The sequence below is a fragment of the Pseudomonas sp. E1BtOHC1 genome, assembly GCF_058744285.1.
Genome location: NZ_CP196023.1, coordinates 46,379 through 71,572 on the forward strand (window position 1 = coordinate 46,379; position 25,194 = coordinate 71,572).

Here is a 25,194-nt window from a genome sequence, read left to right on the forward strand (position 1 = left end):
TCCATGAACCTTGCCCAATCCGTGAACTCGGTGCTGGACGACTTCCATCCCGCCGTCAGCGCCTGGTTCAAGCGTACCTTCGCCGCCGTGACCACGGCCCAGGCCTGCGCCTGGCCGTTGATCGCCCAGCGCCGCTCGACCCTGATCGCCGCGCCCACCGGTTCAGGCAAGACCCTGACCGCTTTTCTCGCGGTGATCGATGACCTGGTACGCCAGGGGCTTGCGGCCGGCGGCCAACTGCCGGACGCCACCCTGGTGGTGTATATCTCGCCGCTCAAGGCCCTGAGCAACGATATCCAGATCAATCTGCAGGAGCCGCTGGCCGGCATCACCGAGCAGTTACGCCGGATGGGCTTGCCGGAACTGTCGATCAGCACCGCGGTGCGCACCGGCGACACCCCGCAAAAAGAACGCAACGCCATGCGCAAGAGCGCGCCGCAGATCCTCGTCACCACTCCGGAATCCCTCTACGTGCTGCTGGGTTCGGACTCCGGACGCAAGATGCTGGCCAGTACCCGCAGCGTGATCGTCGACGAGATCCACGCCCTGGCCGGCAGCAAGCGCGGCAGCCACCTGAGCCTGAGCCTGGAGCGCTTGCAAGCCCTGTGCAGCGAGCCCCTGCTGCGCATCGGTCTGTCCGCCACGCAGAAACCCATCGAGGCCGTTTCGCGTTTTCTGGTGGGGCATGAGCGCCCCTGCGAAATCGTCGACATCGGCCATGCCCGTCCCCGGGACCTGGACATCGAAGTGCCGCCGGTGCCGCTGTCGGCGGTCATGGCCAATGACGTCTGGGAGCTGGTGTACGAACGCCTCGCCGCCCTGGCCCGGGAACACCGCACCACGCTGATTTTCGTCAACACCCGACGTCTGGCCGAGCGGCTGGCCCGGCACCTGAGCGAACGCCTGGGCAAACAGGCGGTGGCTGCGCACCACGGCAGCCTGGCCAAGGAGCAGCGCCTGGAGGCCGAGCAGCGGCTCAAGGCCGGGGACCTGCAAGTGTTGATCGCCACCGCCTCCCTGGAGCTGGGCATCGATATCGGCGATGTCGACCTGGTGTGCCAGATCGGCTCACCCCGTTCTATCTCGGCCTTCCTGCAACGAGTCGGGCGCTCCGGCCACCAAATAGGCGGCACCCCGAAGGGCCGGTTGTTTGCCCTGACCCGGGACGACCTGATCGAATGCACCGCCCTGCTGGACTGCGTGCGCCGGGGCGAGCTGGACAGCTTGCTGATCCCCCATGCACCGCTCGACGTGCTGGCCCAGCAGATCGTTGCCGAAGTCAGCTGCCAGGAATGGTCGGAAGAGGCCTTGCTGGTCCTGCTGCGCCGGGCCACGCCTTACGCCGACCTGGATCAGGCCCACTACCAGGCCCTGCTACAGATGCTTGCCGAAGGCTTCAACGGGCGCCAGGGCCTGCGCAGCGCCTATCTGCATCGCGATGCCTTGACCCGCAGCCTGCGCGGCCGTCGTGGGGCCAAGCTGACGGCAGTCACCAGCGGCGGCACCATTCCCGACAACGCCGACTACAGCGTGCTGCTGGAACCCCAGGGCCTGAACATCGGCAGCGTCAACGAAGACTTCGCCGTGGAAAGCATTGCCGGCGACGTGTTCCAGCTGGGCAACACGTCCTATCGCATCCTGCGGGTGGAAACCGGCAAGGTGCGGGTCGAGGATGCCCAGGGCCAGCCGCCGAACATTCCCTTCTGGCTTGGCGAAGCCCCAGGGCGTAGCGCCGAGCTGTCCAGCGCCGTGGCGCGCCTGTTGGCCCAGCTGGACGAATTGCTCGGCGCCACGCCCGGGCAACTGCAACCGGCCATCCACTGGCTGCACCGCGAACTGGGCCTGAACCTGGCCAGCGCCGAGCAACTGGTGGATTACCTGGCACCCGCGCGCCTGGCCCTGGGCGCCCTGCCGTCCCAGGACACGCTGATCATGGAGCGTTTCTTCGACGAATCCGGCGGCACCCAACTGGTGATCCACAGCCCCTTCGGCAGCCGCATCAACCGCGCCTGGGGCCTGGCCCTGCGCAAGCGCTTCTGTCGCACCTTCAACTTCGAACTACAAGCTGCTGCCAGCGAGGACGCCATTGTCCTCTCGCTGTCCACCAGCCACAGCTTCGCCCTGGATGAAGTCTGGCGGTACCTGCACAGCAACAGCGCCGAACACATCCTGGTCCAGGCGCTGCTGGACGCCCCGCTGTTCGGCGTACGCTGGCGCTGGAACGCCGGGGTGGCACTGGCGCTGCCGCGCTACAGCGGCGGACGCAAAGTGGCGCCGCAGATCCAGCGAATGAAAAGCGAAGACTTGATCGCCAGTGTGTTTCCCGATCAGATCGCCTGCCTGGAAAACCTTGCCGGCGAACGGGAAATTCCCGATCACCCGCTGGTGGAACAAACCCTCGACGACTGCCTGCACGACGCCATGGACAGCGAAGGCTGGCTGCAGCTGTTGCGGCGCATGGAACAGGGCCAGGTGCGCCTGCTGAGCCGCGAGCTGCCCGCGCCCTCCCCCCTGGCGGCGGAAATTCTCAGCGCCAAGCCCTACACCTTTCTCGATGACGCACCCCTTGAAGAACGCCGCACCCAGGCGGTATTGGCGCGGCGCTGGAGTGACCCGCAAGCCACCGACGACCTCGGCGCACTGGATGCGGACGCCATAACCGCCGTAGCTCAAGAGGCGTGGCCAAACCCGGCCACGGCCGATGAAATGCACGAAGCCCTGATGAGCCTCGCCGCCATCAGCGAGACGGAAGCCCAAGCCAACCCCCAATGGCCGCAATGGCTGGCAACCCTGGCTGCCCAGGGTCGCGCCTGCCGCTTGCCGGCGGGCCCCAGTGAACATCTGTGGCTGGCACTGGAGCGCATCACCTGCCTGCAAGCCCTGTATCCCCACGCCCCCTTGCAGCCGGCCCTGAACCCCATTCCCGGCTTCGATCAGGTCTGGGACCCGGAGCTTGCGCGAGTGGAGCTGATTCGCGCGCGCCTCAGCGGTTTTGCCCCACAGACCCTGGCTCAGATCGCCGCCCCCCTGGGGTTGCCTCCCGGGCAAATCGACCAGGCCCTGGTCCAGCTGGAAAGCGAAGGCTATGTACTGCGGGGTCGCTTCAGCCCCGGCAGCCACGAAGAACAGTGGTGCGAACGCCACCTGCTGGCACGGATTCATCGCTACACGGTGAAGCGCCTGCGCAGGGAGATCGAACCGGTGGCCCTGCAGGACTTCATGCGTTTCCTGTTCGACTGGCAGCACCTGTCCCCAGGCACTCAGGGCCAGGGCAGCGCCATGCTCGCCGAGGTAGTCAGTCAGTTCGCAGGCTATCCGGCGGCGGCCTCAGCCTGGGACAGCGACCTGCTGCCGGCGCGGATCAAGGATTACTCCCCCAGTTGGCTGGATGAGCTGTGCCGCAGCGGCAAGGTGGTCTGGAGCCGGATCAACAGCACGGGCAAGACCGCCAGCAGCGCTCTGCGCAGCACACCGATCGTACTGCTGCCACGCTCCCAGGCCGCACTCTGGAGCGCATTGACCAGCCCGGCCGACAGCCAGGAACTGTCGCCCAGGGCACAGAAAGTCCACAGCGTACTGAGCCAGCAAGGCGCACTGTTTTTCGATGAACTGCTGCATGAAGCCCACCTGCTGCGCAGCGAACTGGAAAGCGTGCTCCAGGAACTGGTGGGCGCCGGCCTGGTGAACGCCGACAGTTTCGCCGGGCTGCGCGCCCTGATCACACCAGCGAGCAAACGCCAGAACCGCAGCAGCCGACGAGGTCGCGGGGCCTTTGTCGGCGGCATGGACGATGCCGGACGCTGGGCCTTGCTGCGTCGTTCAGCGACTCAGGACTCGACGGCCACCCTGGAACAGGTGGCCATGACCTTGTTACGCCGTTACGGCGTGGTGTTCTGGCGACTGCTGGAACGCGAGGCGGACTGGCTGCCCAGCTGGCGCGAACTGCTGCGCACCTTCCATCGGCTGGAAGCCCGCGGAGAAATCCGTGGCGGACGTTTTGTCAGCGGCCTGGCCGGCGAGCAATTCGCCTTGCCGGAGGCCATCCCACTGCTGCGGGAAGTACGCCGCCGGCCCCATGACGGCAGCCTGATCGCCGTCTGCGGCGTGGACCCGCTGAACCTTGCCGGCACCCTGCTGCCCGGGCCCAAGGTGGCGGCCCTGAGCGGCAACCGCCTGGTGTATCGCGACGGCCTGCCAGCCGCTGCCGCCATCGCCGGCACCCAGCACCTGTGGCTGGAACTGGAGCCCCAGGCCGCCCAGGCCCTGCGCAACAAACTCATCCAGCACTGACCCGTAGGAACCGGCCTGCCGGCGAAAGGGCCCGAAAGCCCTGCACCAGATCCGGCGGCCTCTTCGCTGGCAAGCCCGCTCCTACACAGGCAGCAGCCCCCCCTTCCTGGCAAACCACCCCCAACCCTCGTAGGAGCCGGCTTGCCGGCGAATGGGCCCGAGAGCCTCGCGCCAGATCCGGCGGCCTCTTCGCTGGCAACCAACTCCTACATGGGACGAGCCCGGGCGCAGGTCGTTGCATAGGCAGGGCAACGCGATCACTGCGGGCGCGGGGACTCGGGGAGCAGCAGGGCCGAAGCATCTTGCTCGGGCTCGTCTTCGTGCATACGTCGCTCCGGCAGCACCACCGGCTGTGGATAAGTCTGGGCGAAGTGCACCCAGGGGCAGTTATCCACAAGCTTCTTCAGGCGCTGGTTGAAGGCCCGGCTGACCGCGTACTGGCCACCGGAAACGGTGCGGAACTGCGCTGTCAGGACCACGCCGTTGAGGTCCATCTTGTCCACCCCGAATACGTCCAGGCCGCCTTGCAGGTTGTACTTGAGGAAGCTGTCTTCACTGATCGAGCGCCCGGTCTCGCGGATCAGCTCGATGGCTCGGTCGACGTCGGTGTCGTAGGTGAACTGCACCGAGAAGAAGGCATAGGCGAACTGTCGCGACTGGTTGGTGACGGCCTTGATCTGGCCGAACGGCACCGAGTGCACGAAGCCCTTGCCGTCCCGCAGGCGCAGGGTGCGGATGGTCAGGCCTTCGACAGTGCCAGCGTGGCCGGAGTCGAGCACCACCCAATCGCCAATGGACAACGTGTCTTCGATGATGATGAACAGGCCGGTGATCACGTCCTGCACCAGTTGCTGGGAGCCGAAGCCGATGGCCAGTCCCACCACGCCGGCACCGGCCAGCAGCGGCGCAACGTTGATCCCCAGGTTGGCCATGGTGGTGATTGCGCAGATCACCACCAGGATGATTTTGATCGCGTTGCGCAGCAGCGGCAGGATGGTCTTGACCCGGGTGCTGGGCTGACGTGCCGAGCGTTTGCTGAGAGACGGTTTCAGTGCCTCCTGGATCGCCGTATCCAGCACTACCCACAGCAGCCAGGTCACCAGGAAGATCAGGCCGATGCTGCTCAGGGAGTCGCTAATGGCCCGGCCCACGGTATTGCGCTGGGCGAACTCCAGCAACGAGAGTCCCCAAATGCGGCCAAGGATCTCGATGAAGGCAATGGCCATGACGATCCGCAGCAAGGCGTGCAGCAGACTGAGAAAACGCTCCTTATAGGCACTGCTGCGCTGGATCGACTGGGGGCTACGGGACTTGAACAGGTGCTGCAGCACCGTGCTGAGGAACACCGTGGCGATCAGCAGCACGGTGGTCAGCAAGGCGCAGCGCAAGGCTTTCTGGCTGTCCTCGCCGGCACCGATCAGGTTGACCGCCGAGACCAGCACCATCAGCAGGATCGGCCAGTTCCAAAGCCCGGAAAAGATCCGCAGCGACTCCTGCAACGCCGGTTGCTTGAGGCGCTGGGCCAGGGGACGGTTGCGGATCAGATGCGCCACTGGCCGGCGCAGGCGGATTACCAGCACGGCGAAGACCACCGAGGCCAGCAGACCGGTAAGCACCGCCACACTGCTGGTGATGTTGCCTCCCAGTTGACGGGCGATCTGCGGGCTGGTCAGAGCATCGCTGAGGGCAGCGAGAAAGCCGATCAGGAACAGCGGTTTGGGGCAGTAGTCACGGATGATGCGTACCGCCGGGCGCTTGTGCCCGAGGTTGAACATCACGATCAGGCACAGCAGCACCGAGGTGGAGACGATGCCGCTGCTGGTGGCATAGGCCAGGCACAGGGCCAGCGCCCGCCCCACCGAGCCAGGCAGCGAATGGCTGACATACAGGGTCAGCGGCAGGCAGATCAGCGCGGGCACGGTGTAGGGCAGCAAGTACTCCAGCAGCCCCTGGCCACGGGGCCGAGCCTGCAGCCAGGGTTGCCGGCTCAGGCGCCGCGCCAGCCATCCGCCCAGCAGAGTGAGCAAGGCAAAGCTGGCGAGCCAGGTGCCGGACAGGGTGAGGAAATCCCCGGTTATGCTCCAGCCCGAGCGGTCCGAGGGCTGATTGACCAGACGCCCCACTTCGTCCGCTGCACGGTCGGCCCGCAAGCGCCAGGCATCGATCAGGCTTTCATTGAGGTCGAGTTTTTCCTGAACCTCATCGATGCTCGAACTGATAGCCCCAAGCAGACCCCCCTCCACCAGCAGTTCCGGTTTCGCCGGTGCCGCAGCGGGGACGGACAAAGTGGCGGCATCCAGCTCGCGGCTGCCCAGAACGAGCAGCACCCCGAGCAAAATCGCGGTCTTGAAATTCAACACAACGCGGGGCTCCTTCAGCAGGGTCTGTAAGGAACTGATCAGCAAATGCCCGGCAAGTTCGCTGCAACTTCCGCCCTTGCCGGCGAAGGCGGCCCCGTCAATCCCTGCCCATTGCCCGGCCTGCGCAACAGCTAGGGGACCAGACTTAACCGGCGCCGGGCCTATTGCCCCCGATGGGTAGCACTGGGAGAAACACCGAAGCGGTTGCGGTATTCGCTGGGGGCCAGGCCGGTGATTTTCTTGAACAGGCTGCGAAAGGTCGCCGGATCCTGGTAACCCACGGTCCAGGCGATGTGATCGATGGTGCCGTTGGTGAACTCGAGCATTTCCCGCGCCTTGCCCACCCGCAGATGCTGGCAGTACTGGGTCGGTTTGAGGCCGGTGGCGGCACGGAAACGTCGCAGCAAGGTGCGCTCTTCAAGACCCGCCTGTTGCGCCATCGTCGGCAGCGACACATCCACCGCGCCATTGGCCTGCAGCCAGTGCTGCAACTTGAGGATCGCCCCATCGCCATGGTTGAGGATCGGCGCGAAATTGCTACCGCACTGGCTGGCGCTGTCGCTGTGCTCCATCACCAGAAAACGCGCAGTGGCACTGGCAATGCTCGGGCCCAGCAGGCGGTCCACCAGGCGCAGTCCCAGTTCGGCCCAGGCCATCAACCCAGCCGTGGTGATCAGGTCGCCATCGTCGACTATGGGTTGGTCGGCCTCCAGGCGCACCTGTGGATAACGGGCGGCGAACGTCTTGGCCGACGTCCAGTGAGTGGTGGCGCTGCGGCCATCGAGCAGGCCACTCTCGGCCAGCAGGATCGAGCCCACACAGACACCGCCAAGCGTGGCGCCGGCCGCATGCTGCTGGCGCAACCAGCTCACCAGAGCCGAGGACGACTGGCTCGCGGAAAAACCTGCCAGCGAAGGCGGTATCACCACTGCCAGCAGGCGGGCGCTCTCTCCCTCCAGGCTGTCGTAGACCCGCCTCGGGCCTTGCGCCTCAAGCGCTTGCCAATGGCTGACCCGCAACCGCGGCAGTTGCGCCTGTGACTGTTCACTGGCAATTCGATTGGCCACTTCGAACAGATCGGTCAGACCATGCACCGCCGCCATCTGCACCCCGGGATAAAGCAGTACGCCCAGTTCGGCGACCGAGCCTTGAATGCCCACTGTCAGTTTTCCCCCTGTTAATGTCGATGCGGCCAATCCTCCAGGGAGCAAGAGCCGCCGATACTGGGCCCCAGGTTATCCACTCACTTGGAGGCAACACCCATGGCCAAACAGGCGCTCATCGTAATCGATATCCAGAACGACTACTTCGCCCACGGCAAATGGCCCCTGGTCGGAGTCGACGCGGCGGCGGACAACGCGGCAAGGCTGATCCAGGCCTTTCGCCAAAAGGCGCAACCGGTGGTGCACATCCGCCACGAATTCACCTCCGACAGCGCACCCTTCTTCACCCCAGGCTCCGAGGGGGCGCACTTGCACCCCAAGGTGCTGAACCGCGCCGACGAACCCGTGGTGCTCAAGCACTTCGTCAACTCGTTCCGGGAAACCGAGCTACAGGCGATCCTCCAGCAACAAGGCATCAATGAACTGGTGATAGTGGGCAACATGAGCCACATGTGCGTAGAGGGCACCGCACGAGCCGCTGCCGACCTGGGCTATCCGGTACAGGTGATACACGACGCCTGCGCCACCCTCGACCTGGAGTTCAATGGCCAGCGAGTGCCGGCGGCGCAGGTCCAAAGCACGGTGATGTCGGCCCTGGCATTCGCCTACGCCAATGTCCTATCCACCGAAGAGTTCCTCGCGGCCTGACAGCCCGTACTCTGCGTCGATGACCGCGGTGAGCTCAGCCTCACCGCCGTTTGTGTCGGGGCTGGCCCCCATGCCCTCGGACAGATATCCACAGGGCAAGGACGCCACACCGCGTGTTGTCGCAAGCAAGACAACTTTCCGGGTTACATACGAATGATTCTTGTTATTCAAACTAACTGTTAGTTGCGACCAAACTCGCGACCCAACAACTCGCCGCGGTCAAATAAATGGCGCCACTAACAAAAACGACATTCAATAGCTGACTAATGGAAATTATTTAACCCCCCCATTATTTCAAATCCTGCCTTGAGTTTTACCAAGAGCCGATTCGGCCTAATAACATCAACACTTATAAAGGCCAGCGCTTACTTCTTACGGTTACCTTTAATTCAATATAACCAAAGAAAATAACCCATATAGCAAAATCTTAAAAACTCCCTCCCGCAGGATTACGCCCCCGATTTCATTGCCCTTAAAGCCAAGCAACGAGATTGCAACACGCCCCTCGGAAAGCTGTTTTCAACAGTATCAATAGCCGAATTCGATACTTTCCCAACAGGCCAAAAAAGAGCCTTGCAAGCCACTTCACTCACCTTACTTGCAAATCCAGCGGCCTTGGCTAAGTTGATAGCTACTCGCCACTGAAGTGCTCTTCAGCCGCCAGAAAACCAATAAAAACTGTCGAGGAACTCAATAACCGGACGCCCCCGCCTGCCCCAGCTGACACTGACACGGAATTAGTCATATTAATCAAGAGGGATGCTTGATGAAGCGCAGTTCATTGCCTCGAGTTTTTTCATTCAAGGGTGCGGCCGAAAATTACTGGCTCTCGTTAGTGCTGTTTTCGATCCTGGTGGTCGCCAGCTTCCTGCTGTTTGAACAACAGATCCAACAGTTGCTGAATCACCTGGGCAGCTTCCTCCCTTCCGATCCCGTGCAACGCACCAGCCTCGCTCTGCTGCTGGTAACCCTGCTGGCCCTCGATGTGCTCTTGCCAGTGCCTTCCAGCCTGGTGGCGCTGCTGGCCGTCGCGGTCCTGGGCGCCGTCGGCGGCTACTTGGTGATCTTTATCGGCCTGTGCCTGGGAGCCTGCCTGGGCTATTGGCTGGGGGCCGGCTACTTTCGCCTGCTATCCAACTGGCTGGGGCTCAGGAGCTGGCAGCCGGGACAACTGGCCTATCGCCTCAGCACCCTGTCGCTGATCTGCCTGCGTGGCGTCCCGGTGCTGGCAGAGACCTCGGTACTGGCCGCCGGCATGCAGCGCTATCCGTTGCGCCAGTTCCTGCTGGTCACCACCCTGGCCAATGCCGGGCTGGCCCTGGCCTATGCCGCCATCGGCAGTTTGCTGGTGGAGCAGAACGCGCTGTTGGCGACCATTCTCGCCAGCATGGTGCTGCCGGGATTGGTCCTAGGGGCCCGCAGCCTGCTCAAGCCTCGTGTTACGCAATCGCCGATGGAGCAAAGCCAGCCTCTGGAAGGGCGCTTCGAGGTGAGCTACCACTACCCGGTGCTGTTCACCGATCACATTTTCCAGGCCGACAATCCCTGCCTGCACCGACAACTGGCCCAAGCGCAACAGGGACGGACCACCGTGCTGGTGTTCATCGATGAACAATTGCTGCAGTGCTCCCCACAACTGCCGCAACAGATCGACGCCTATTTCAGCGCCCACGCCGCCGACCTGCATCTGCAGGCCGCACCGATTCCGGTACCGGCGGGCGAACTGAGCAAGACCCCGGACGTCCTCCAGCAGTTGTATGCCCACATGCTTGAGCACGGCCTGGACCGCCACTGCTATGTGCTGGCCCTGGGCGGTGGCGCGGTACTGGACGCCGTCGGCTATGCCTGCGCCACCTTCCACCGGGGCATGCGGCTGATCCGCATCCCGAGCACGGTGCTGGCCCAGAACGACGCCGGCATCGGGGTCAAGAACGGCATCAACGCTTTCGCCCAGAAGAACCTGTTGGGAGCCTTCTACCCGGCCACGGCGGTGATTAACGACTTCCAGCTGCTGCTCAGCCTGTCGCCCAGGGACCAGATCGCCGGGCTGGCCGAAGCGGTGAAAGTGGCAGTGATCAAGGACGCTGCATTCTTCCAGTGGATGGAGCAGCAGGCCGAGGCCCTGGCGAGCTTTGAACACAGCGCCAGCCGCTACGCCATCTTCCGCTGCGCGCAATTGCATCTGGGCCATATCACCGGGGCCGGCGACCCCTTCGAACGGGGCAATGGCCGCCCCCTGGACTATGGACACTGGGCCGCCCACAAGCTGGAGAACCTCAGCCAGCATCGTTTGCGCCATGGTGAGGCGGTGGCGGTGGGCATGGCCCTGGACGCGCTCTATGCCAATGCCACCGGCTTGCTGAGCAATGCTGAAACCCAGCGCCTGTTGCAACTGCTGGACAAGCTCGGCTTCAACCTGTGCCCGCCGGAGTTGCGGTTGCAGGATGCCCAGGGCCGCTCCCTGGTGCTGCTGGGGCTGGAGGAGTTTCGCCAGCACCTGGGGGGCCAGTTGTCGATCCCGATGCTCAACCGCCTCGGCCAGTCCACCGATGTGCACCACATCGAACTGCCGGTGATGGAGCAGGCCCTGCTGCGCCTGAGCAGCTTCGGTGGGCCGGACTTCGCCTGGACCGAGGGCTGCGCCCAATGAGCCACTCCTCCCTGACCACCTGGCTGACCCTGGGCCGGGTATCCAACCTGCCGACGGTGTGGACCAACGCCCTGGCCGCCGCGCTGCTGGCCAGCAGCGCCACCACCCTGGCACCGCCCTCGCCGCTGGTCTGGACCCTGCTGCTGGTGGCGCTCTCGGCGCTGTACCTGGCCGGGATGCTGCTCAACGACCTGCTGGATGCCGATTGGGACCAGCAGCATCAAAACCCGCGGCCGATTGTCCTCGGTCTGGTCAGCCGCACCCAGGTCAGCCTGGCCACCGCCGCCCTGTTGTTGCTGGCGACCCTATCGGTCCTGGGCCTGAGCCACCTGATCGCGCAGCCCCATTGGCTGCTGGCCAGTGCCGGCTTGCTGCTGCTGTTCATCCTGGCCTACAACCTGCTGCACAAGAAATACCCCCACAGCGTCTGGCTCATGGGCGGCTGCCGCTCAGCCCTGTACCTGACCGCCGCCGCTAGCCTGGCCATGCCACCGCAACCGCTGTGGCTGTGCGCCGCGCTGCTGGGCACCTACATCGCCGGCCTGACCTACCTGGCCCGGTTGGAGCATCGCAACCAGCTGCTCGGCCGCCTGCCGCTGCTGCTGATGCTCAGCCCCCTGGCCCTCGCCGCTTACGCAGACAACGGAGTGTTCTGGCTGGTCCTGCTGCTGTGGCTGGGCTGGTTGGGCTGGCATTACCGGCGGCACCTGGCCAACCCGCGCCAGCGGCAGATTCGTGCCTTTATCGGTGCCGGCCTCGCCGCCCTGCCGCTGTTCGATGCCCTGGTGCTGGCTCTGGCCAATCAACCCCTGGGCAGCCTGCTGTGCGTGCTGGTGTTCTTCCTGCTGCCCCACCTTCAACGCTGGATCAAGCCGACATGACCATGGACGTCATTTTCCCCACCTCGCTCCCGCTCGCCATGCGCCATGAGGCCTTTGCCGAGCGCCGCCGCCAACTCGACAACCAGCTCGACGACGAGAACCGCCGCTGGTGGCACGCAGCCCTGGAGCAACTGGCCAGCCAACCGTCGGCCAACACCCTGGTGCTGCTCAGCAGCCAGTGCAAGCGTCGCCTTGGCAACACAGGGGTGAGCGCCAGCCCGGGCTGGAACCGGACCCAACTGGCCCGGGCCTTGCTCCTGGAGCAACTGCTGAAACAGCAGGCCGGCGGCGATCAACTGGCACTGCTGCGCCAGCTGTTTCTCTGGGGCGACGACCAGGAAAAAAGCGTGCTGCTCAGGGTCCTCGATGACCTCGACACAGAGGGTCGCAGCGTCGAACTGGCGCTCCAGGCAGGACGTACCAACAACCGTGAAGTGTTCGCCGCCATCGCCCTGGACAACCCCTTTCCCGCTCGCCACTACCACGACCGGGCCTTCCATCAGTTGGTGCTCAAGACCCTGGGCATGGGCCTGGACAGTGGGCGCATCGAAGGCCTGGCCCAGCGCCACAGCGTCGACCTCAACCAACTGGCCCTGGAGCATATGGAAGAGCAGTTGGCGGCGTTCCGCAGTGTCAGCGACGGACTGCCCCATGCGATCGCCTTCGAGTTGTTGAGCCAGGCCCAGCGCCAACGCTTGCGCAACCTGTGCCAGCAGCGACGACTGCCACCGCACTGGCTCCAGCACTTGCCACCCGACGCCTGAATCGACACCGGCGCACCCACCCAGGTTTCTCTACCACTACATCAGGGACTCACCATGCCGAAGTACTTCGACCCACACATTCATATGGTCAGCCGCACCACCGACGACTATCAGAACATGGCCGCCGCCGGTATCACCGGGGTGATCGAGCCGGCCTTCTGGCAAGGCCAGGCGCGCACCAGCGTCGGCAGTTTCATTGACTACTTCGACACCCTTCTGGGCTGGGAGCGCTTTCGCGCCAGCATGTTCGGCATTCACCACTTCTGCACCATCGGCCTCAATCCCAAGGAAGCCAATGACCTGTCGGTAGCCAACGAGGTACTGGAGATCCTGCCGCGCTATCTGGTCAAGGACGGCGTGGTGGCAGTCGGCGAGATTGGCTATGACGACATCACCCCCGAGGAGGACCGTTTTCTCGCCGCGCAACTGGAGCTGGCCAAGCAGTTCAACCTGCCGGTGCTGGTGCACACCCCGCATCGGGACAAGATCGGCGGCACCAAGCGCACCCTGGCCGTGATCCGGGAAGTGGCTATCGCCGAGCATCTGGTGATCATCGACCACCTCAACGAACTGACCCTGCCCCTGGTGCTGGACAGCGACTGCTGGCGCGGGCACTCCATCTACCCCAACACCAAGATGTCGGAGCAGCGCATGGTGGCCCTGCTCAAGGAGTACGGCACCGAGAAGATGGTGGTCAACAGCGCCGCCGACTGGGGCATCAGCGATCCGCTCAAGGTGCCCAAGACCGGCCAGGCCATGCTCGCGGCCGGATTCAGCGAAGCCCAGGTGGAACAGGTGCTGTTCCATAACCCGGTGGATTTCTTCGCCCAGAGCGGGCAGCTCGACAAGCAACTGGTGAGTACCCCGCTGCCCATCGACCAGCGTCGCCAGTGGCAGGACAACTCGGCCCTGAGGGGCCAGGAACCGGTGGTCAAATGAGTGCCCGGGCCGGCTGGAGCGCCGCGCAGATCGGTTACTGCAGCAACGTGCATCCGGCACGGGACGTGGCCGGCCTGGAGAGTTCGATCCGCCAGCACTTCCAGGGGGTGCGCCGCCAGCGTGGCCTGGCGGTGCAGGACAGCGGCCTGTGGATCAGTGCCCAGGCGGCCGCCGAACTGCAGCAGCCCGCGGTGCGCGAAGCCTTCCTCGGGCTGTTGCACGACAGCGGGCTGCGCCTGACGTCCCTCAACGGTTTTCCCTATGGCCAGTTTCATCTGGGTGCGGTGAAGGCCGAAGTCTACCGACCGACCTGGGCCGAACCGCAACGCCTGGAATACAGCCTGCAACTGGCGGAGTTGCTCGCCGCCGCCCTGCCCCTGGACTGCCAGCAGGGCGTGATTTCCAGCGTGCCTCTAGGTTATGCGGCCCTTTGGGACGACGCCCAGCAACAACAGGCCGAGGCCCAGCTGTTGCAGTTGACCGCCGGGCTGGCCAGCCTGCATCGGCGCAGCGGCAAGAAGATCCTGCTGTGCCTGGAGATGGAGCCGGACTGCGTACTGGAAAACACCGATCAGGCCATCGCCTTCTTTCAGCGTTGGAAAGCCACCGATCCCCACCATCAATACCTGGCGCTGTGCTTCGACGTCTGCCACCAGGCGGTGGTCTTCGAGGACTGCTACCAATCGCTGCAACGGCTGCTGCAGGCGCGCATACCGGTGGGCAAGATCCAACTGTCCAACGCACTGATCTGTCACTTGCCCGCGACTGACCCGCAACGCCGCGAGCAGGTGCTGCAGGCCCTGGGCACCTTCGCCGAAGCCACCTACCTGCATCAGGTAAAGGCCCGTGACCTCAAAGGCCAACTGCTGGCCTGGGCCGACCTGCCCAAGGCATTGCAGGCGGTGGAAGCGGTGCAAGGCCACTGCCCCGAGTTGCGCATTCACTTTCACGTGCCCTTGTTCAGTGAGCAGTTCCTGCTGCCGGAGCTCAATGGCAGCCAGCAGGCCCTGATGCGCACCTTCGACTTTCTCGCCGCCCATCCGCAGTGCCAGCCGGTGCTGGAAGTCGAGACCTACAGCTGGAACGTACTGCCCGGCACCCTGCGCCCGGACACCGAACAAGCCCTGCTCCACGGCATTGCCGCAGAACTGCAATGGGTCGAAGAACAGTTGCGCCAGCGGCACTTGCTACGTGGGCAATCGTCTCCCATGGAGGCGCCGGCCCATGCCCTCTGAAGCGCTGCGCCAGCCCCTGCTGCTGATCAACGTGGTCGGCCTGACCCCCAGCTTGCTGGGCCCGGACACGCCGCGGATCAACGCCCTGCTGCAACGGGCCAAAATGGCTCGGCTGCGCCCGGTGTTCCCGGCCGTGACTTCGACGGTACAGGCCTCGATCCTTACCGGATTGCCGCCCTCGCAACACGGCATTGTCGGCAACGGCTGGTATTTCCGCGATCAGGCCGAAGTGCGCTTCTGGCTGCAGCCCAATGCGCTGATCCAGGGTGAAAAGGTCTGGCAGACCTTGCAACGTGAGATCCCCGGCCTGCGCTGCAGCCAGCTGTTCTGGTGGTTCAACATGTACGCCGAGGTGGATGCCGCGATTACGCCACGCCCCCACTACCCGGCCGACGGGCGCAAGATGTTCGGCCTCTATTCGTCACCGCCCGGGCTACACGAGCGCATCGAACGGCAGATCGGCGAGTTTCCCTTTCCGGGCTTCTGGGGCCCGGCGGCGGGCATCGCCTCCAGTCGCTGGATCGTCGATTGCGCCATCGCCGAGTTCCAGATCAGCCGCCCCGACCTGCAACTGATTTACCTGCCGCACCTGGACTACAGCCTGCAACGCCTGGGTCCCGAGCATCCGTCCATCAGCGATGAAGTGCAGGCCATCGACCATGAAGTCGGGCGCCTGCTGGACTTTGCCCAGCAACAAGGCGCGGCGGTGATGCTGGTTTCCGAATACGGCATCGAAGCGGTGCAGCAATCGATCTCCATCAACCGCGTGCTACGGGAACAGGGCCTGCTGCAAGTACGCCGGTCCCTGAGCTGGGAGTTGCTCGACCCCGGTGCCAGTGCCGCCTTTGCCGTGGCCGACCATCAGATCGCCCACGTCTACGTGCGCCAGCCCAGGGACATTGCTCGGGTCAAGGCCCTGCTGCAGCGCCAGCCGGGCATCGAACAGGTGCTGGATAAAACCGAACAGCGGGCCTGGCAGCTGGATCACCCGCGCAGCGGCGAGTTGGTGGCGGTGGCCGCCCCGGGCTTCTGGTTCGATTACTACTACTGGTTCGACGACCGCCTGGCCCCGGACTTCGCCCGCACCGTGGATATCCACCGCAAGCCGGGCTATGACCCGCTGGAGCTGTTCATCGATCCGGCGATTCGCTTTCCCAAGCTGCGGGTCGCCCGCCGCCTGCTGCAGAAGAAGCTCGGCTTTCGCTACTACATGGACCTGATTCCCCTGGATACCCGACTGATTCGCGGCAGCCACGGACGCTTGCCGAGCAACGATGAGGTGGGGCCGCTACTGATCACCGATTGCGATTTACCACTGCCGGAGCACCTGCCGGCCACTGCGGTAAAGCAACTGCTCCTAGAGCATTTCCTAGGGCGCCCCTATGACGACACGGCTCAGGCCAAGGAGATTCCATGCGGCGAACCATCCCTATAGCGGTGCTCAGTGTGTTGAGCGGCCTCGCTCAAGCACAGGGCCCGAACACCTTCGATTGCGGCAAGTTCCTCACATTCGCAGACGACCCCACGACCACCCTGGCCACGTTCAAGCAGAGCCCGGAAACCATGGCGTGGAACTGGTTTGTCTGCCTCAACCAGCCAGATGCCAGCCACAACAACAATCTGGTCTGGGAGACGTTCAAGCCTTCCGATCAGGTCTACCTGTTGAAGGGTGCCACCCCCCTGCCCTATTCCGACCACGAGAACCTGCCGAGCGAAGTGCCGGATCTGGCACAAAAGCAGGGCATGGACCCCAAAGGTCTGTTTCAGTTTCTCGGCAACGACATGGCTGGCAGCCCGCAGAACGGCATCCAGCAGGTGGATGGCCTGGCCTTGAAAATGCGCAGTGGCCCGCCGGTCCCGCCGTCGAAAAACGAACAGTTGGTGCGCTTTCACCTGTTGATGGGCGAGGACACCTTCAACTACATCGTCACCAACAAGATCTACAACCGCGATGGCCTGGCCAAGCTCACCAGCAACCTGGACTTCCCAGACACGGCCTGGGAGCTGAAAACCTCCTGGTTCTGGATCGGCACCGACCAGGACTTCAAGGCCCTGTTGACCCAGGACGGGTACTACATCTCCCAGGCCTATTACGTGGACAGCACGGGCCAGTATCAGGTGGGCTATGCCGCACTGAGCGGCATGCACGTGATCAACAAGCTGACCCCGGACTGGGTCTGGACCACCTTCGAGAACCGCAACAATCCCAAGTACACCGTCACCAACGACCCCAAGCCCCAGCCCATGACCAATACCACCGGCCCCACCGAGGCGGCCAAGCCGGTGAACAGCAGCTACCAGCAGCAGTACCCGAACCTGGCGCAGTACGAACTGATCGGCGTGCAGTTCGACCGCAACCAGGCCGAGCCCAAGTTGCTGGCCAACTCCCAGCTGGAGTCGGCGTTCCAGGGCACCTCATCGTGCCTGGCCTGCCACAGCACGGCGGCCTATTCGACGAAGAAGAACACCTTCTTCTCGTTCAACATCGACCACACAGGCGGAATCCTCTACCCCACCAGCGTACTGCCGGACAAAGACTTCATCGGTTATCAAAAACTGGATTACGTCTGGTCGCTCAAACGCGCCCAGTGGAAACGCTAAGGAGAGCAGCTCATGAGCGTCTTGAACTTTCCACGGATCTACCTCAACGGTTTCATGTTCTGGAACCCGCCGACCTTCAACAACAACGATGTGCTGCCGCTGTATGACGCGGTGAAGATGCAGATCAACTGGCCCTTTCTGAACTACTACGGGATCAACGACCGCAATGCTCCCGAGCGGCTGATGCCCTGGGCCATCACGCCCCTGGCCTACAGTAACGTCCCAGACTATGTGCTGCAGGTGCCCACCAACGGCAACGCAGGCGCTTACCCGATGATCCCGGCGGAGTGGGACCTGTTCGGCGACAACGCCTGCGGCACCGTGGATTACCAGCAACTGCGCTCGGTGATCATCGGCGGGGAATCCAAGGTCGACAGCTACATCGACAACGATCCACTGATCAACAAATCCTACCAACTGCAGGGCAACCCGTTCGGTAACCCAACCCCGACCGCCGCACGATTTGTCGACGTCAGCCCCTGGCAGAACACCTTCACCGCCTTGTACTTCGAGAAGCTGGTGCTGGGGGATACCACCTGTGGCCTGACCCTGAATCACAAGTACCGCATGCTCAACCGCTTTCTCGACTTCAACTGGGGAGCCTTTGGCGGCCTGGTCTACGTCACCACCACCTGGCAGACCTGTTTTCCCAAGGACCATCTGGAATGGTTCATCGGCGACTCGCAGTTGCTGAAGAACCTGCAGCAGGAAATGACCAACCAGAACGCCCTCGGGCTGATGCTCAGGTTCACCACCTACCTGACCGTCTACGACATGAATGGCATCTTCAACGACTTCAAGATCGTCGACAGCCATTCCCAGGCCCCCTGGGACATGTCCCGGCTGCAGATGCTGTATCAGATCGGCCTGGACAACCCGACCGAGACCTTCTTCAACCCGGCCTACAGCCGCACCTCCGGCACCCTGGGCCTGTGGTTCGCCAACGAGTTCCCCACCGCACCGGCCGGCCAGCGCCTCGTGCCCAATAGTTCGGTGCCTTTCTACAAAAAGGTTCCGGGAGATGCGCTGATCCATGCGGATGAACAGTTGGTCAATCTGGGCGTGATCAGCGCCGAGCTCAATGGCAACACGCTGTCTCTGGACCTGGGCAATACCTTTCCGATCTACCCGGACGTCCATGACGGCCCGGCCGCTCCCGATCTCGACGGGCGCAATAACGGTATTCCGGTCGCGGCCAAGTTCCACGTCGGCAACTATGAGCTAGGGGTCCAGCAGGGCAGCAACTTCGAGCCCCTGACCAGCGTGAGCTACGAGCAATATCAGCAGACCGCCTTTGACAAGCGCTCCGGCCTGCTGGACCTGCCCCTCGACGCCAGTGCCCAGGCCCTGTTGAAAAACGGCAACCTGGCACTGCGGCTGCAGGGCACGCAAACCATCGCCGCCCAACAGCAGATGTGGACCGCGGAAGTCATCGAGAGCGGCAGCTTCATCGACGTCGGTGACAGCCGGACGCTGAACATCATGGTGCAATACAACGGCAAGCCCGCTAAGGCCGGCGTCACCTTGTGGGTTGCCGAATACAACAACGCCTACATGCTGACCACCAGCAACTACTACCTGGCTTTCAGCAACCCCGCGGATTTCGTGTTGATCACTGACCATCCGGATGCGCGAGAGTTGAACAAGCCGGGAATGCCCCAGTTCGTCGACGGCTCGGAGCATCCCAGCCTGTTCAGGGAGGGCAGCGGCAGACGCCTGAAAGCAATGACCGTTGAGGATACCGATCCGCCGCCAGGCACTGCCATCACCTATCAGCAGTTCCTGAAGACCCCGTCCGCTATCGATCTGAGGCCATGCCTGAGGTTCGAAAACCCGCAAGCGATGAGCGGGAAACTGGACAATACCGCTGGCATGGGCTCCACCGTGACCTACAGCCTGACCCGCATCCAGACCAATGCCGACGGCATTGCCCAGTTGACGGTGCATGCCGTGGCGCCGGGCTTCCCCACTGTACGGTTTTTCATCCAGGACGATCCGACGGGCATCCCGTTCAGCTTCTCCTACACCGCCGCCTTCACCGACTTCCTTTCGCCGCTGCGGGTGCTGCCGCAAGAACCGCAGATGCTCAAGGACTTCATCAACTACTGGAACGGCGTGTACAAGTTCGACGACGCCAACGTGCGGATCTGGAACGGCTTCATCTTTCCGCAAATCCTCCAGCCCTTCTATTACCTCTACCCGATCATGAACAAGTACATGCCGCTCAACTCCCTGCAACGCATCGAGGGCGCGATCGATCAGTTCATCAAACTGATCAGCAAGGACTATCAGGAGGCCAGCACCCTGGCCATGCCCATCACCCGAGACCTGCCCCAGAGCCGACGCCAGGTGCTGGAAATCTGGGCCAATGACCTGGTAAGCACCGGCTACCCGCCGACCCCGCTGAACCTCGACGACTATCAGCAAGGCTGAGCCGCAACGGCCACGCACTGGAACACCGGGCGACCTGGGTCGCCCGGCTTTGCAAAGGAGAGTCAGATGAACGCCAGTTTCTTCAAGCGCCTGCTGTTGGCCGCCACCCTGCTGTGCGCCAGCCAGACACTGTGGGCCCAGAAGTACCCCGACAACGTCTACTTCAACATGGGCGTGCACAACACCAAGGGCTGCGACGCCCTGAACAACAACTGCGTGATCAAGCGCAAGGCCGGCGAGCCGGCCGATCCGCTCTATCCGGCAACCTGGGTCAGTGACTGGACCATGTACCGGGTCACCGCCAACTACGAGAAGAACCCGCCGCCCTACAGCAGCCCGCCCAGCACCCTGCAACCTGCCGACTACACCGTGTCCCAGGGCAGCAGCTATTACGACAACGACTATGTCCCGGCCGACGGCGACGGCTCCGGGGCGATGATGGAGCACTACGAGAAATACTGCCTGCCGATCTTCCCGATCAAGGACAACAACTACACCTGCTCTTTCGTCTCCCTGGGCAACAAGGCCTACTTCCTTACCTACCCCGAGGACCGGCCCAAGGACATGCCGGCCTGCTGCATGTTCTCGCCCATGAACCATCCGCCGCGCCGGGACTTCATCAAGCACCTGCCCTACAGCGCCGCCCGCAGCCAGCACCTGGACGCCAGCGTGCAGGCCTACGCCTTGGAACTCAAACCCGGCAAAGGCAGCCCACCCATCCTGTTCGGCTATGCCTTCTACAAGCAGGCCACCAGCGACGGGCCGGGCCAACCGGCCTACCAACATCCGCAGTCGTTCTATTTCTCCGGTGATGCCAGCGTCGCCAACGCGCCCATCGTCAGCCAGAACTATCGCAACTGGAGCAATGCAAAGCCGGACCCGGCCAAGACCTGGGACCAGGTGGCGAAAATGTGCCCGGCCAACCCGCCTGACTGCCAGCTTTTCACGCCACCGCCATCGCTGAAGAACGGTGCGCGGCCGCAGTGGAACCAACTTTCACCCACCCCGCAGTGACAGGAGCAGCCTCATGAACCATTGGAGCCGTTTCACCGCCCTGTTGTTGCTTGGCCTGGGCAGCCAGCAAGCCAGCGCCCTGCAACCCAGCGCAGCGGCGCCGCAGACCAGCTGCCCGCCCACTGCCGCGGTGCCGGCTGCGGGCGCGTCGCAGCAGGCTTTCGATCAATACAGCTGGCAGATGTTCATCAACTTGAACTGGCCGGCCCAGGCGGGACAGCGCGGAGTGGCCGACTGCAGCAAGCCCCTGGGCAGCCCTGGCGATACCGTGTGGCAGACCTACAAGAGCGTCAGCGAGACCTTCCTCCCCGGGGCCAAGAACCCGGGCCTCTGGAACTCGCAACTGCCCCGCAGAAATCTCAGCCTGATCAACATCGCCGCGGTCAAGAACACTCAGGTGGTGCAAGCCGACAACCAGGCGGTGGGCGGCTGGCTGATTGACCAGCGCGGCAACCCGACCTACTACGACATCGCCGCCAACGAGGTCTCCTACAACTACATCGTCGATAACGACTTCTACAACGCGGTGGTCGTCGACGCCGCGAAGAACATCAGCTTTCCCAACAACGCCGGCGAGATCAAGAGCAGCTGGCGCATCCTCAGCAGCGCCGACGACAGCAGCCGCTATCTGACCATGAAGGCCCTGGTCACCCAGTTCGACAGTCAGGGACAGCCCAACGGCACCACCGAGGCCACTTTGGGATTGGTGGGGTTGCATATCATCAGCAAGGTGGAGGGGTTCCCGCAGTGGATCTGGTCGACCTTCGAGCAGGTCGACAACGTGCCTCCCAAGACCCAGCTGGGGGGCCGTTGGGTGGACCAACCGGTCTCGGGGATTTTCTACTCCTACTTCAACGCCAAGGCGCCCGCCGAAAGCCTCAACCAATCCCCCTGCCTGTGGCAGCAACAAGCTGGACAAATGGTCTGTACCCCAAAACCCGGTAACAGCTTCAGCACCCCGGACCCACTCAACCGGGTCACCCCGATCACGGACGCCACCCAGCAGATCAATACCCAATACCAGGGCGATCCGCAGGTACAGCAAAGCGTGTTCAAGTACTACCAGTTGATCACCACCCAACGCCCACAGTCGCCGGACAACCCCGGCAACCCGTTGGGGCAACCAACGCCATCACTGTCGGCCAACGTCACCATGGAAAGTTATATCCAGACCAACAGTAGCTGCATGAACTGCCACTCCATGGCGGCACCGCTCAACAGTCGGTACAAGAGCGACTTCTCCTTCCTGTTCAGATTCGCCCAAGCCCCGGTCAGCAGCGTCACCAAGGATAAGGAATAGATCATGAGCATATTGAATGGACCCCGACTGAACTTCTGGGGCGGCATCTCTACCGACGTCAGCGTGCCGAACAACTCACCGACCTTGCCCAATGGCATCACCACGTCCCTTGAGCTGTTCGACCTGACCACCTCGACCGTGGCGGACCAGGCCAAGACCTATAGCGATGAGCACCTGTACCAGCTGATCAACGCCCCGGACCCGAGAATTGGCCCCAACAGCCGGTACACGGCCGGCGGCTGGAACCACTATGGCGAACACGTGGTGACGCTGCACAACGCGTTGATCAGTTCCCAAGGCACCCCGGGCAACATTGCGCTGGAAGGGGATATGGTCGGCCAGCCGGTTTACCTGCTCGGCTCCGTGACCCCCGGCACCGGACAAGGTCCCTACTCCGGCCCGATGATGGTCGACCTGGACCCCACAGCCAGCACCACGACCCAGATCTTTGTCGGAGGCCTGCAGATCGGCAACGGCAACACGCCTCAGCTATTGATTCGCTGGGACACCGTGTGCAGCAGCTTCGACCTCAACACTCGGGTGCTGGAGCCGGCAACCATGGACTCGCCGGGCTCCTTCCACGCCAGCGGCACCTTTCAACTGACCTTTCCGCTGAGCAGCATCGTCAGCTACAACAAGGAAAGTGCCGGCCTCAGGGCCCTGATCGAAGCGCCCAACGCTACCGGGATCGTGCTGCGTTTCGTGATGTTCGAAATGTGTCCGACCCTGACCACCGAGCAACTGAATGCCGACTACGCTGCCAACCAGTTCAGCCCGAACCCGAGCATCGGCCGGGTCATCGGTACCCTGGCCACGGCGTTTACCGATGAGCCGCAGATCTGCCCGCCGGGCCGCCAAATCATCAATGCCGACAAAGACCTGAACATCAACAGCGTGGCCTATGCCGAAGTTGCCAACGGGCAACTGAGCATCGACATGGTCAACCTGATCCCCAAGCAGACGTTCAGGGCTGTACGCGACGACATCACCAGCCCCATCGGCCCCAACGCCGACTTCGGGACCGTGACCATTGCGGCCGGAACGACGCCCCTGGCGAGCTTTGAGCCCAGCGATCCGCTGCTGCAGGACTACTACCGGTACGGTGGCATCATCGACGTGCCGCTCAACTCGACCCAGATACAGTTGGTGCAGAACACGCCCTTGTGCATCAGCGCCCCAGGGAATGCCCGCAACCCGGCGCTGTCGGCCCCCGAATGCCCGTATCGGGTCTACAGCGATCAGCGCAACAACTATCTCGACCCCGACAGCACAGGCGTGCAGGTCACCTTGCAAGTCCGTTACCTGGGAGCGCCGGTGCAGAAGGCTACACCAATCAGCATCGATACCTCGGCGACCGCCGTCTATCAAGCCAACCGCTACTGGAACTTCCTGGAGCTTCCAAATTCGCTAACGGTAGCGGCCGGTCAACCTTCGGTGAGTTTCAACGTCGTCCCCGTCGCCGGCTCCAATACCCAGGCAGGCTTCACCACACTGACCTACACCATCGACGGCAACCTGCTGACCCAGAGCTTCAGCAACTTCCGCAAGTACGCCTGGAGCGACTTCGGCGTTCCAACAGGCAGCATCGTCACCTGGGAACAGGCATTTCAAAACGTGCTGCGCTTTCATTACCTGGCCTTTCCCGCCATGTCGCGCTACATCCAGCTCAATCAGCCCGACGCGGTGATGGGTTACAAACAGGCGATCCTGGCCCGGATATCCCCCGAGTACCAGAACACCACCTTGTACATGTCCGTGGTGCGCTCGATGTCGCCGAGCCAACGCTCCCTGCTGACCGCCTATCTCAACGGCACGCCCTGGCAGCCTTGAACAAGGAGAAGACCATGCCCGTTGCTTTACACATTCCCGCCCAGCCGGAACAGTTGCTGCGCTCAGGCAGCATCATCGCCCAGGGGCTGCTCAACCCGCGTGGCGTCTGCGTGGAAAACGATGGCAGCCTGTTGCTGGTGGAGGCCGGCTCAGGCCTGCCGGACCAAGCGTTCAGCGGTCGCATCAGTCGCCTGCGACCAGACCCCCTCGCCCCCGGCACCTACCTGCCGCCAGAGGTTCTGGCCAAGGGTTTTCGCTCGATGAACATGCAGTCGCGGATGCTGCGCGACGAAATCATGGGGCTGTCGGACATTGCCTTCGGTGCCGGGCTCTACCTCGCCAGCCAGACCGATTACGTCGCCGGTTCCAAGCTTCTGGACCTGCAATACAGTCCACCCGAGCCACTGTTCCACAGCCGCGGCAACCTCAACTCGCTGTGCTATCACCCCTCGCGCCAGAGCTGGCTGGCGGTCAAGCCCGATACCAACCAGTTGGTGGAGTTCACCCAGGATGGGGAGCAGATCCTGGCCCAACTGCCCGATCTGGACCAAGGCCAGGAAGCCGTGCCCGTGACCCTGGTTCATGAGCCACAGACCGACGCGGTGCTGATCAGCCTGTTCTCTGGCGAACTGCACCGTGATCCGGCGCGAAAGGGCATCGACTTCGCCGACAAGGCCGGCCAGGTGATCCGGGTCTGGCCCGAGAGCGGCAGGATCGAGGTGCTGATTCGCGGGTTGCAACTGCCCACCGGGCTGGCGCTGGACCCGCAAGAGCGGATTCTGGTGCTGGAACTGTGCGACCGGTTGTTGCAGCCCCTGCAGCCCGACTGGTCCGGCGAGGCCTTGCACGGCGGCTTTGCCCGCTTCAGTGGACGGCTGCTGCGCTGCGACCTGCAGCAACGCAGTGTGCAGGTGCTCGCCAACAACCTGGATACGCCGTCCAACCTGTGCTGCGTCGAGGGAGCGGTGCTGGTGAGCGAAGGCATGGGCCTCAGCGGACGGCCAATTCCCACGCCGGATCGCCAGGTGGTGGCACTGAGCGGTCGATTGCGCAGGCTGCAACTTTGAGCCCAATCCCAACGCCTGC

General features: G+C 63.3%; 16 protein-coding genes. 14 read left to right on the forward strand and 2 right to left on the reverse strand.

The annotated features are described in order from the left end of the window. Positions 1 to 3 precede the first annotated feature (3 nt). Complete coding sequence (locus ACSSVC_RS00220) at positions 4 to 4,290, forward strand: DEAD/DEAH box helicase (RefSeq protein WP_492611888.1); 4,287 nt, start codon at positions 4 to 6, stop codon at positions 4,288 to 4,290. Between the two features lie 257 nt (positions 4,291 to 4,547). Here ACSSVC_RS00220 and ACSSVC_RS00225 read toward each other — a convergent pair whose 3' ends face one another. Further along, positions 4,548 to 6,650, reverse strand: a complete 2,103-nt coding sequence (locus ACSSVC_RS00225) for a mechanosensitive ion channel family protein (RefSeq protein WP_492611889.1) — start codon at positions 6,648 to 6,650, stop codon at positions 4,548 to 4,550. Between the two features lie 161 nt (positions 6,651 to 6,811). After that, positions 6,812 to 7,753, reverse strand: a complete 942-nt coding sequence (locus tag ACSSVC_RS00230) for a GlxA family transcriptional regulator (RefSeq protein ID WP_430962748.1) — start codon at positions 7,751 to 7,753, stop codon at positions 6,812 to 6,814. A gap of 159 nt (positions 7,754 to 7,912) precedes the next feature. On the opposite strand from ACSSVC_RS00230, the gene ACSSVC_RS00235 reads away from it, so the two are divergent. The 13 genes from ACSSVC_RS00235 to ACSSVC_RS00295 all read left to right on the forward strand — a co-directional run bounded on the left by ACSSVC_RS00235 (position 7,913) and on the right by ACSSVC_RS00295 (position 25,175). Continuing rightward, positions 7,913 to 8,461, forward strand: coding sequence for a cysteine hydrolase family protein (locus tag ACSSVC_RS00235; RefSeq protein WP_346635603.1), 549 nt, complete (start codon positions 7,913 to 7,915; stop codon positions 8,459 to 8,461). 766 nt (positions 8,462 to 9,227) lie between these two features. Beyond that, positions 9,228 to 11,111 (forward strand): 3-dehydroquinate synthase, encoded by a 1,884-nt coding sequence (locus tag ACSSVC_RS00240; RefSeq protein ID WP_404937770.1) that lies wholly within the window; start codon positions 9,228 to 9,230, stop codon positions 11,109 to 11,111. After that, positions 11,108 to 11,992 carry a UbiA family prenyltransferase gene (locus ACSSVC_RS00245; protein ID WP_492611890.1) on the forward strand — a complete coding sequence of 295 codons (885 nt, stop codon included), beginning with the start codon at positions 11,108 to 11,110 and terminating at the stop codon, positions 11,990 to 11,992. The genes ACSSVC_RS00240 and ACSSVC_RS00245 overlap by 4 nt, the downstream gene beginning before the upstream one ends. Then, a complete protein-coding gene (locus ACSSVC_RS00250) occupies positions 11,989 to 12,756 on the forward strand; it encodes an EboA domain-containing protein (RefSeq protein WP_492611891.1) in 768 nt (255 codons plus the stop codon). Before ACSSVC_RS00245 ends, ACSSVC_RS00250 begins: the two co-directional genes overlap by 4 nt. A 54-nt stretch (positions 12,757 to 12,810) precedes the next feature. Beyond that, a complete protein-coding gene (locus tag ACSSVC_RS00255) occupies positions 12,811 to 13,695 on the forward strand; it encodes a TatD family hydrolase (RefSeq protein ID WP_346635599.1) in 885 nt (294 codons plus the stop codon). After that, positions 13,692 to 14,930, forward strand: a complete 1,239-nt coding sequence (gene eboE, locus ACSSVC_RS00260; protein ID WP_346635598.1) for a metabolite traffic protein EboE — start codon at positions 13,692 to 13,694, stop codon at positions 14,928 to 14,930. The genes ACSSVC_RS00255 and eboE overlap by 4 nt, the downstream gene beginning before the upstream one ends. Further along, positions 14,920 to 16,365, forward strand: coding sequence for an alkaline phosphatase family protein (locus ACSSVC_RS00265; protein WP_492611892.1), 1,446 nt, complete (start codon positions 14,920 to 14,922; stop codon positions 16,363 to 16,365). The genes eboE and ACSSVC_RS00265 overlap by 11 nt, the downstream gene beginning before the upstream one ends. Beyond that, positions 16,344 to 17,531 (forward strand): hypothetical protein, encoded by a 1,188-nt coding sequence (locus ACSSVC_RS00270; RefSeq protein WP_492611893.1) that lies wholly within the window; start codon positions 16,344 to 16,346, stop codon positions 17,529 to 17,531. The genes ACSSVC_RS00265 and ACSSVC_RS00270 overlap by 22 nt, the downstream gene beginning before the upstream one ends. Before the next feature lie 12 nt (positions 17,532 to 17,543). Beyond that, the gene (locus tag ACSSVC_RS00275) at positions 17,544 to 19,964 is read left to right on the forward strand and encodes a hypothetical protein (RefSeq protein WP_346635595.1); all 2,421 of its coding nucleotides are present in this window, start codon (positions 17,544 to 17,546) and stop codon (positions 19,962 to 19,964) included. A gap of 66 nt (positions 19,965 to 20,030) precedes the next feature. Beyond that, positions 20,031 to 20,978, forward strand: coding sequence for a hypothetical protein (locus ACSSVC_RS00280; RefSeq protein ID WP_346635594.1), 948 nt, complete (start codon positions 20,031 to 20,033; stop codon positions 20,976 to 20,978). 13 nt (positions 20,979 to 20,991) lie between these two features. Further along, positions 20,992 to 22,278, forward strand: coding sequence for a hypothetical protein (locus tag ACSSVC_RS00285; RefSeq protein WP_492611894.1), 1,287 nt, complete (start codon positions 20,992 to 20,994; stop codon positions 22,276 to 22,278). Between the two features lie 3 nt (positions 22,279 to 22,281). After that, complete coding sequence (locus tag ACSSVC_RS00290) at positions 22,282 to 24,108, forward strand: hypothetical protein (protein WP_492611895.1); 1,827 nt, start codon at positions 22,282 to 22,284, stop codon at positions 24,106 to 24,108. 14 nt (positions 24,109 to 24,122) lie between these two features. Then, positions 24,123 to 25,175, forward strand: a complete 1,053-nt coding sequence (locus ACSSVC_RS00295) for a hypothetical protein (RefSeq protein WP_492611896.1) — start codon at positions 24,123 to 24,125, stop codon at positions 25,173 to 25,175. Positions 25,176 to 25,194 lie beyond the last annotated feature (19 nt).

What these genes read in the sequence shown, in the direction of transcription:
- ACSSVC_RS00250 (WP_492611891.1), top strand. Translation starts at nt 11,989, where the DNA reads ATGACCATGGACGTCATTTTCCCCACCTCGCTCCCGCTCGCCATGCGC.
- ACSSVC_RS00235 (WP_346635603.1), top strand. Translation starts at nt 7,913, where the DNA reads ATGGCCAAACAGGCGCTCATCGTAATCGATATCCAGAACGACTACTTC.
- ACSSVC_RS00290 (WP_492611895.1), top strand. Translation starts at nt 22,282, where the DNA reads ATGAGCATATTGAATGGACCCCGACTGAACTTCTGGGGCGGCATCTCT.
- ACSSVC_RS00240 (WP_404937770.1), top strand. Translation starts at nt 9,228, where the DNA reads ATGAAGCGCAGTTCATTGCCTCGAGTTTTTTCATTCAAGGGTGCGGCC.
- ACSSVC_RS00230 (WP_430962748.1), bottom strand. Translation starts at nt 7,753, where the DNA reads ATGGCGGCGGTGCATGGTCTGACCGATCTGTTCGAAGTGGCCAATCGA.
- ACSSVC_RS00255 (WP_346635599.1), top strand. Translation starts at nt 12,811, where the DNA reads ATGCCGAAGTACTTCGACCCACACATTCATATGGTCAGCCGCACCACC.
- ACSSVC_RS00270 (WP_492611893.1), top strand. Translation starts at nt 16,344, where the DNA reads ATGCGGCGAACCATCCCTATAGCGGTGCTCAGTGTGTTGAGCGGCCTC.
- ACSSVC_RS00285 (WP_492611894.1), top strand. Translation starts at nt 20,992, where the DNA reads ATGAACCATTGGAGCCGTTTCACCGCCCTGTTGTTGCTTGGCCTGGGC.
- ACSSVC_RS00295 (WP_492611896.1), top strand. Translation starts at nt 24,123, where the DNA reads ATGCCCGTTGCTTTACACATTCCCGCCCAGCCGGAACAGTTGCTGCGC.
- ACSSVC_RS00265 (WP_492611892.1), top strand. Translation starts at nt 14,920, where the DNA reads ATGCCCTCTGAAGCGCTGCGCCAGCCCCTGCTGCTGATCAACGTGGTC.
- eboE (WP_346635598.1), top strand. Translation starts at nt 13,692, where the DNA reads ATGAGTGCCCGGGCCGGCTGGAGCGCCGCGCAGATCGGTTACTGCAGC.
- ACSSVC_RS00280 (WP_346635594.1), top strand. Translation starts at nt 20,031, where the DNA reads ATGAACGCCAGTTTCTTCAAGCGCCTGCTGTTGGCCGCCACCCTGCTG.
- ACSSVC_RS00245 (WP_492611890.1), top strand. Translation starts at nt 11,108, where the DNA reads ATGAGCCACTCCTCCCTGACCACCTGGCTGACCCTGGGCCGGGTATCC.
- ACSSVC_RS00275 (WP_346635595.1), top strand. Translation starts at nt 17,544, where the DNA reads ATGAGCGTCTTGAACTTTCCACGGATCTACCTCAACGGTTTCATGTTC.
- ACSSVC_RS00220 (WP_492611888.1), top strand. Translation starts at nt 4, where the DNA reads ATGAACCTTGCCCAATCCGTGAACTCGGTGCTGGACGACTTCCATCCC.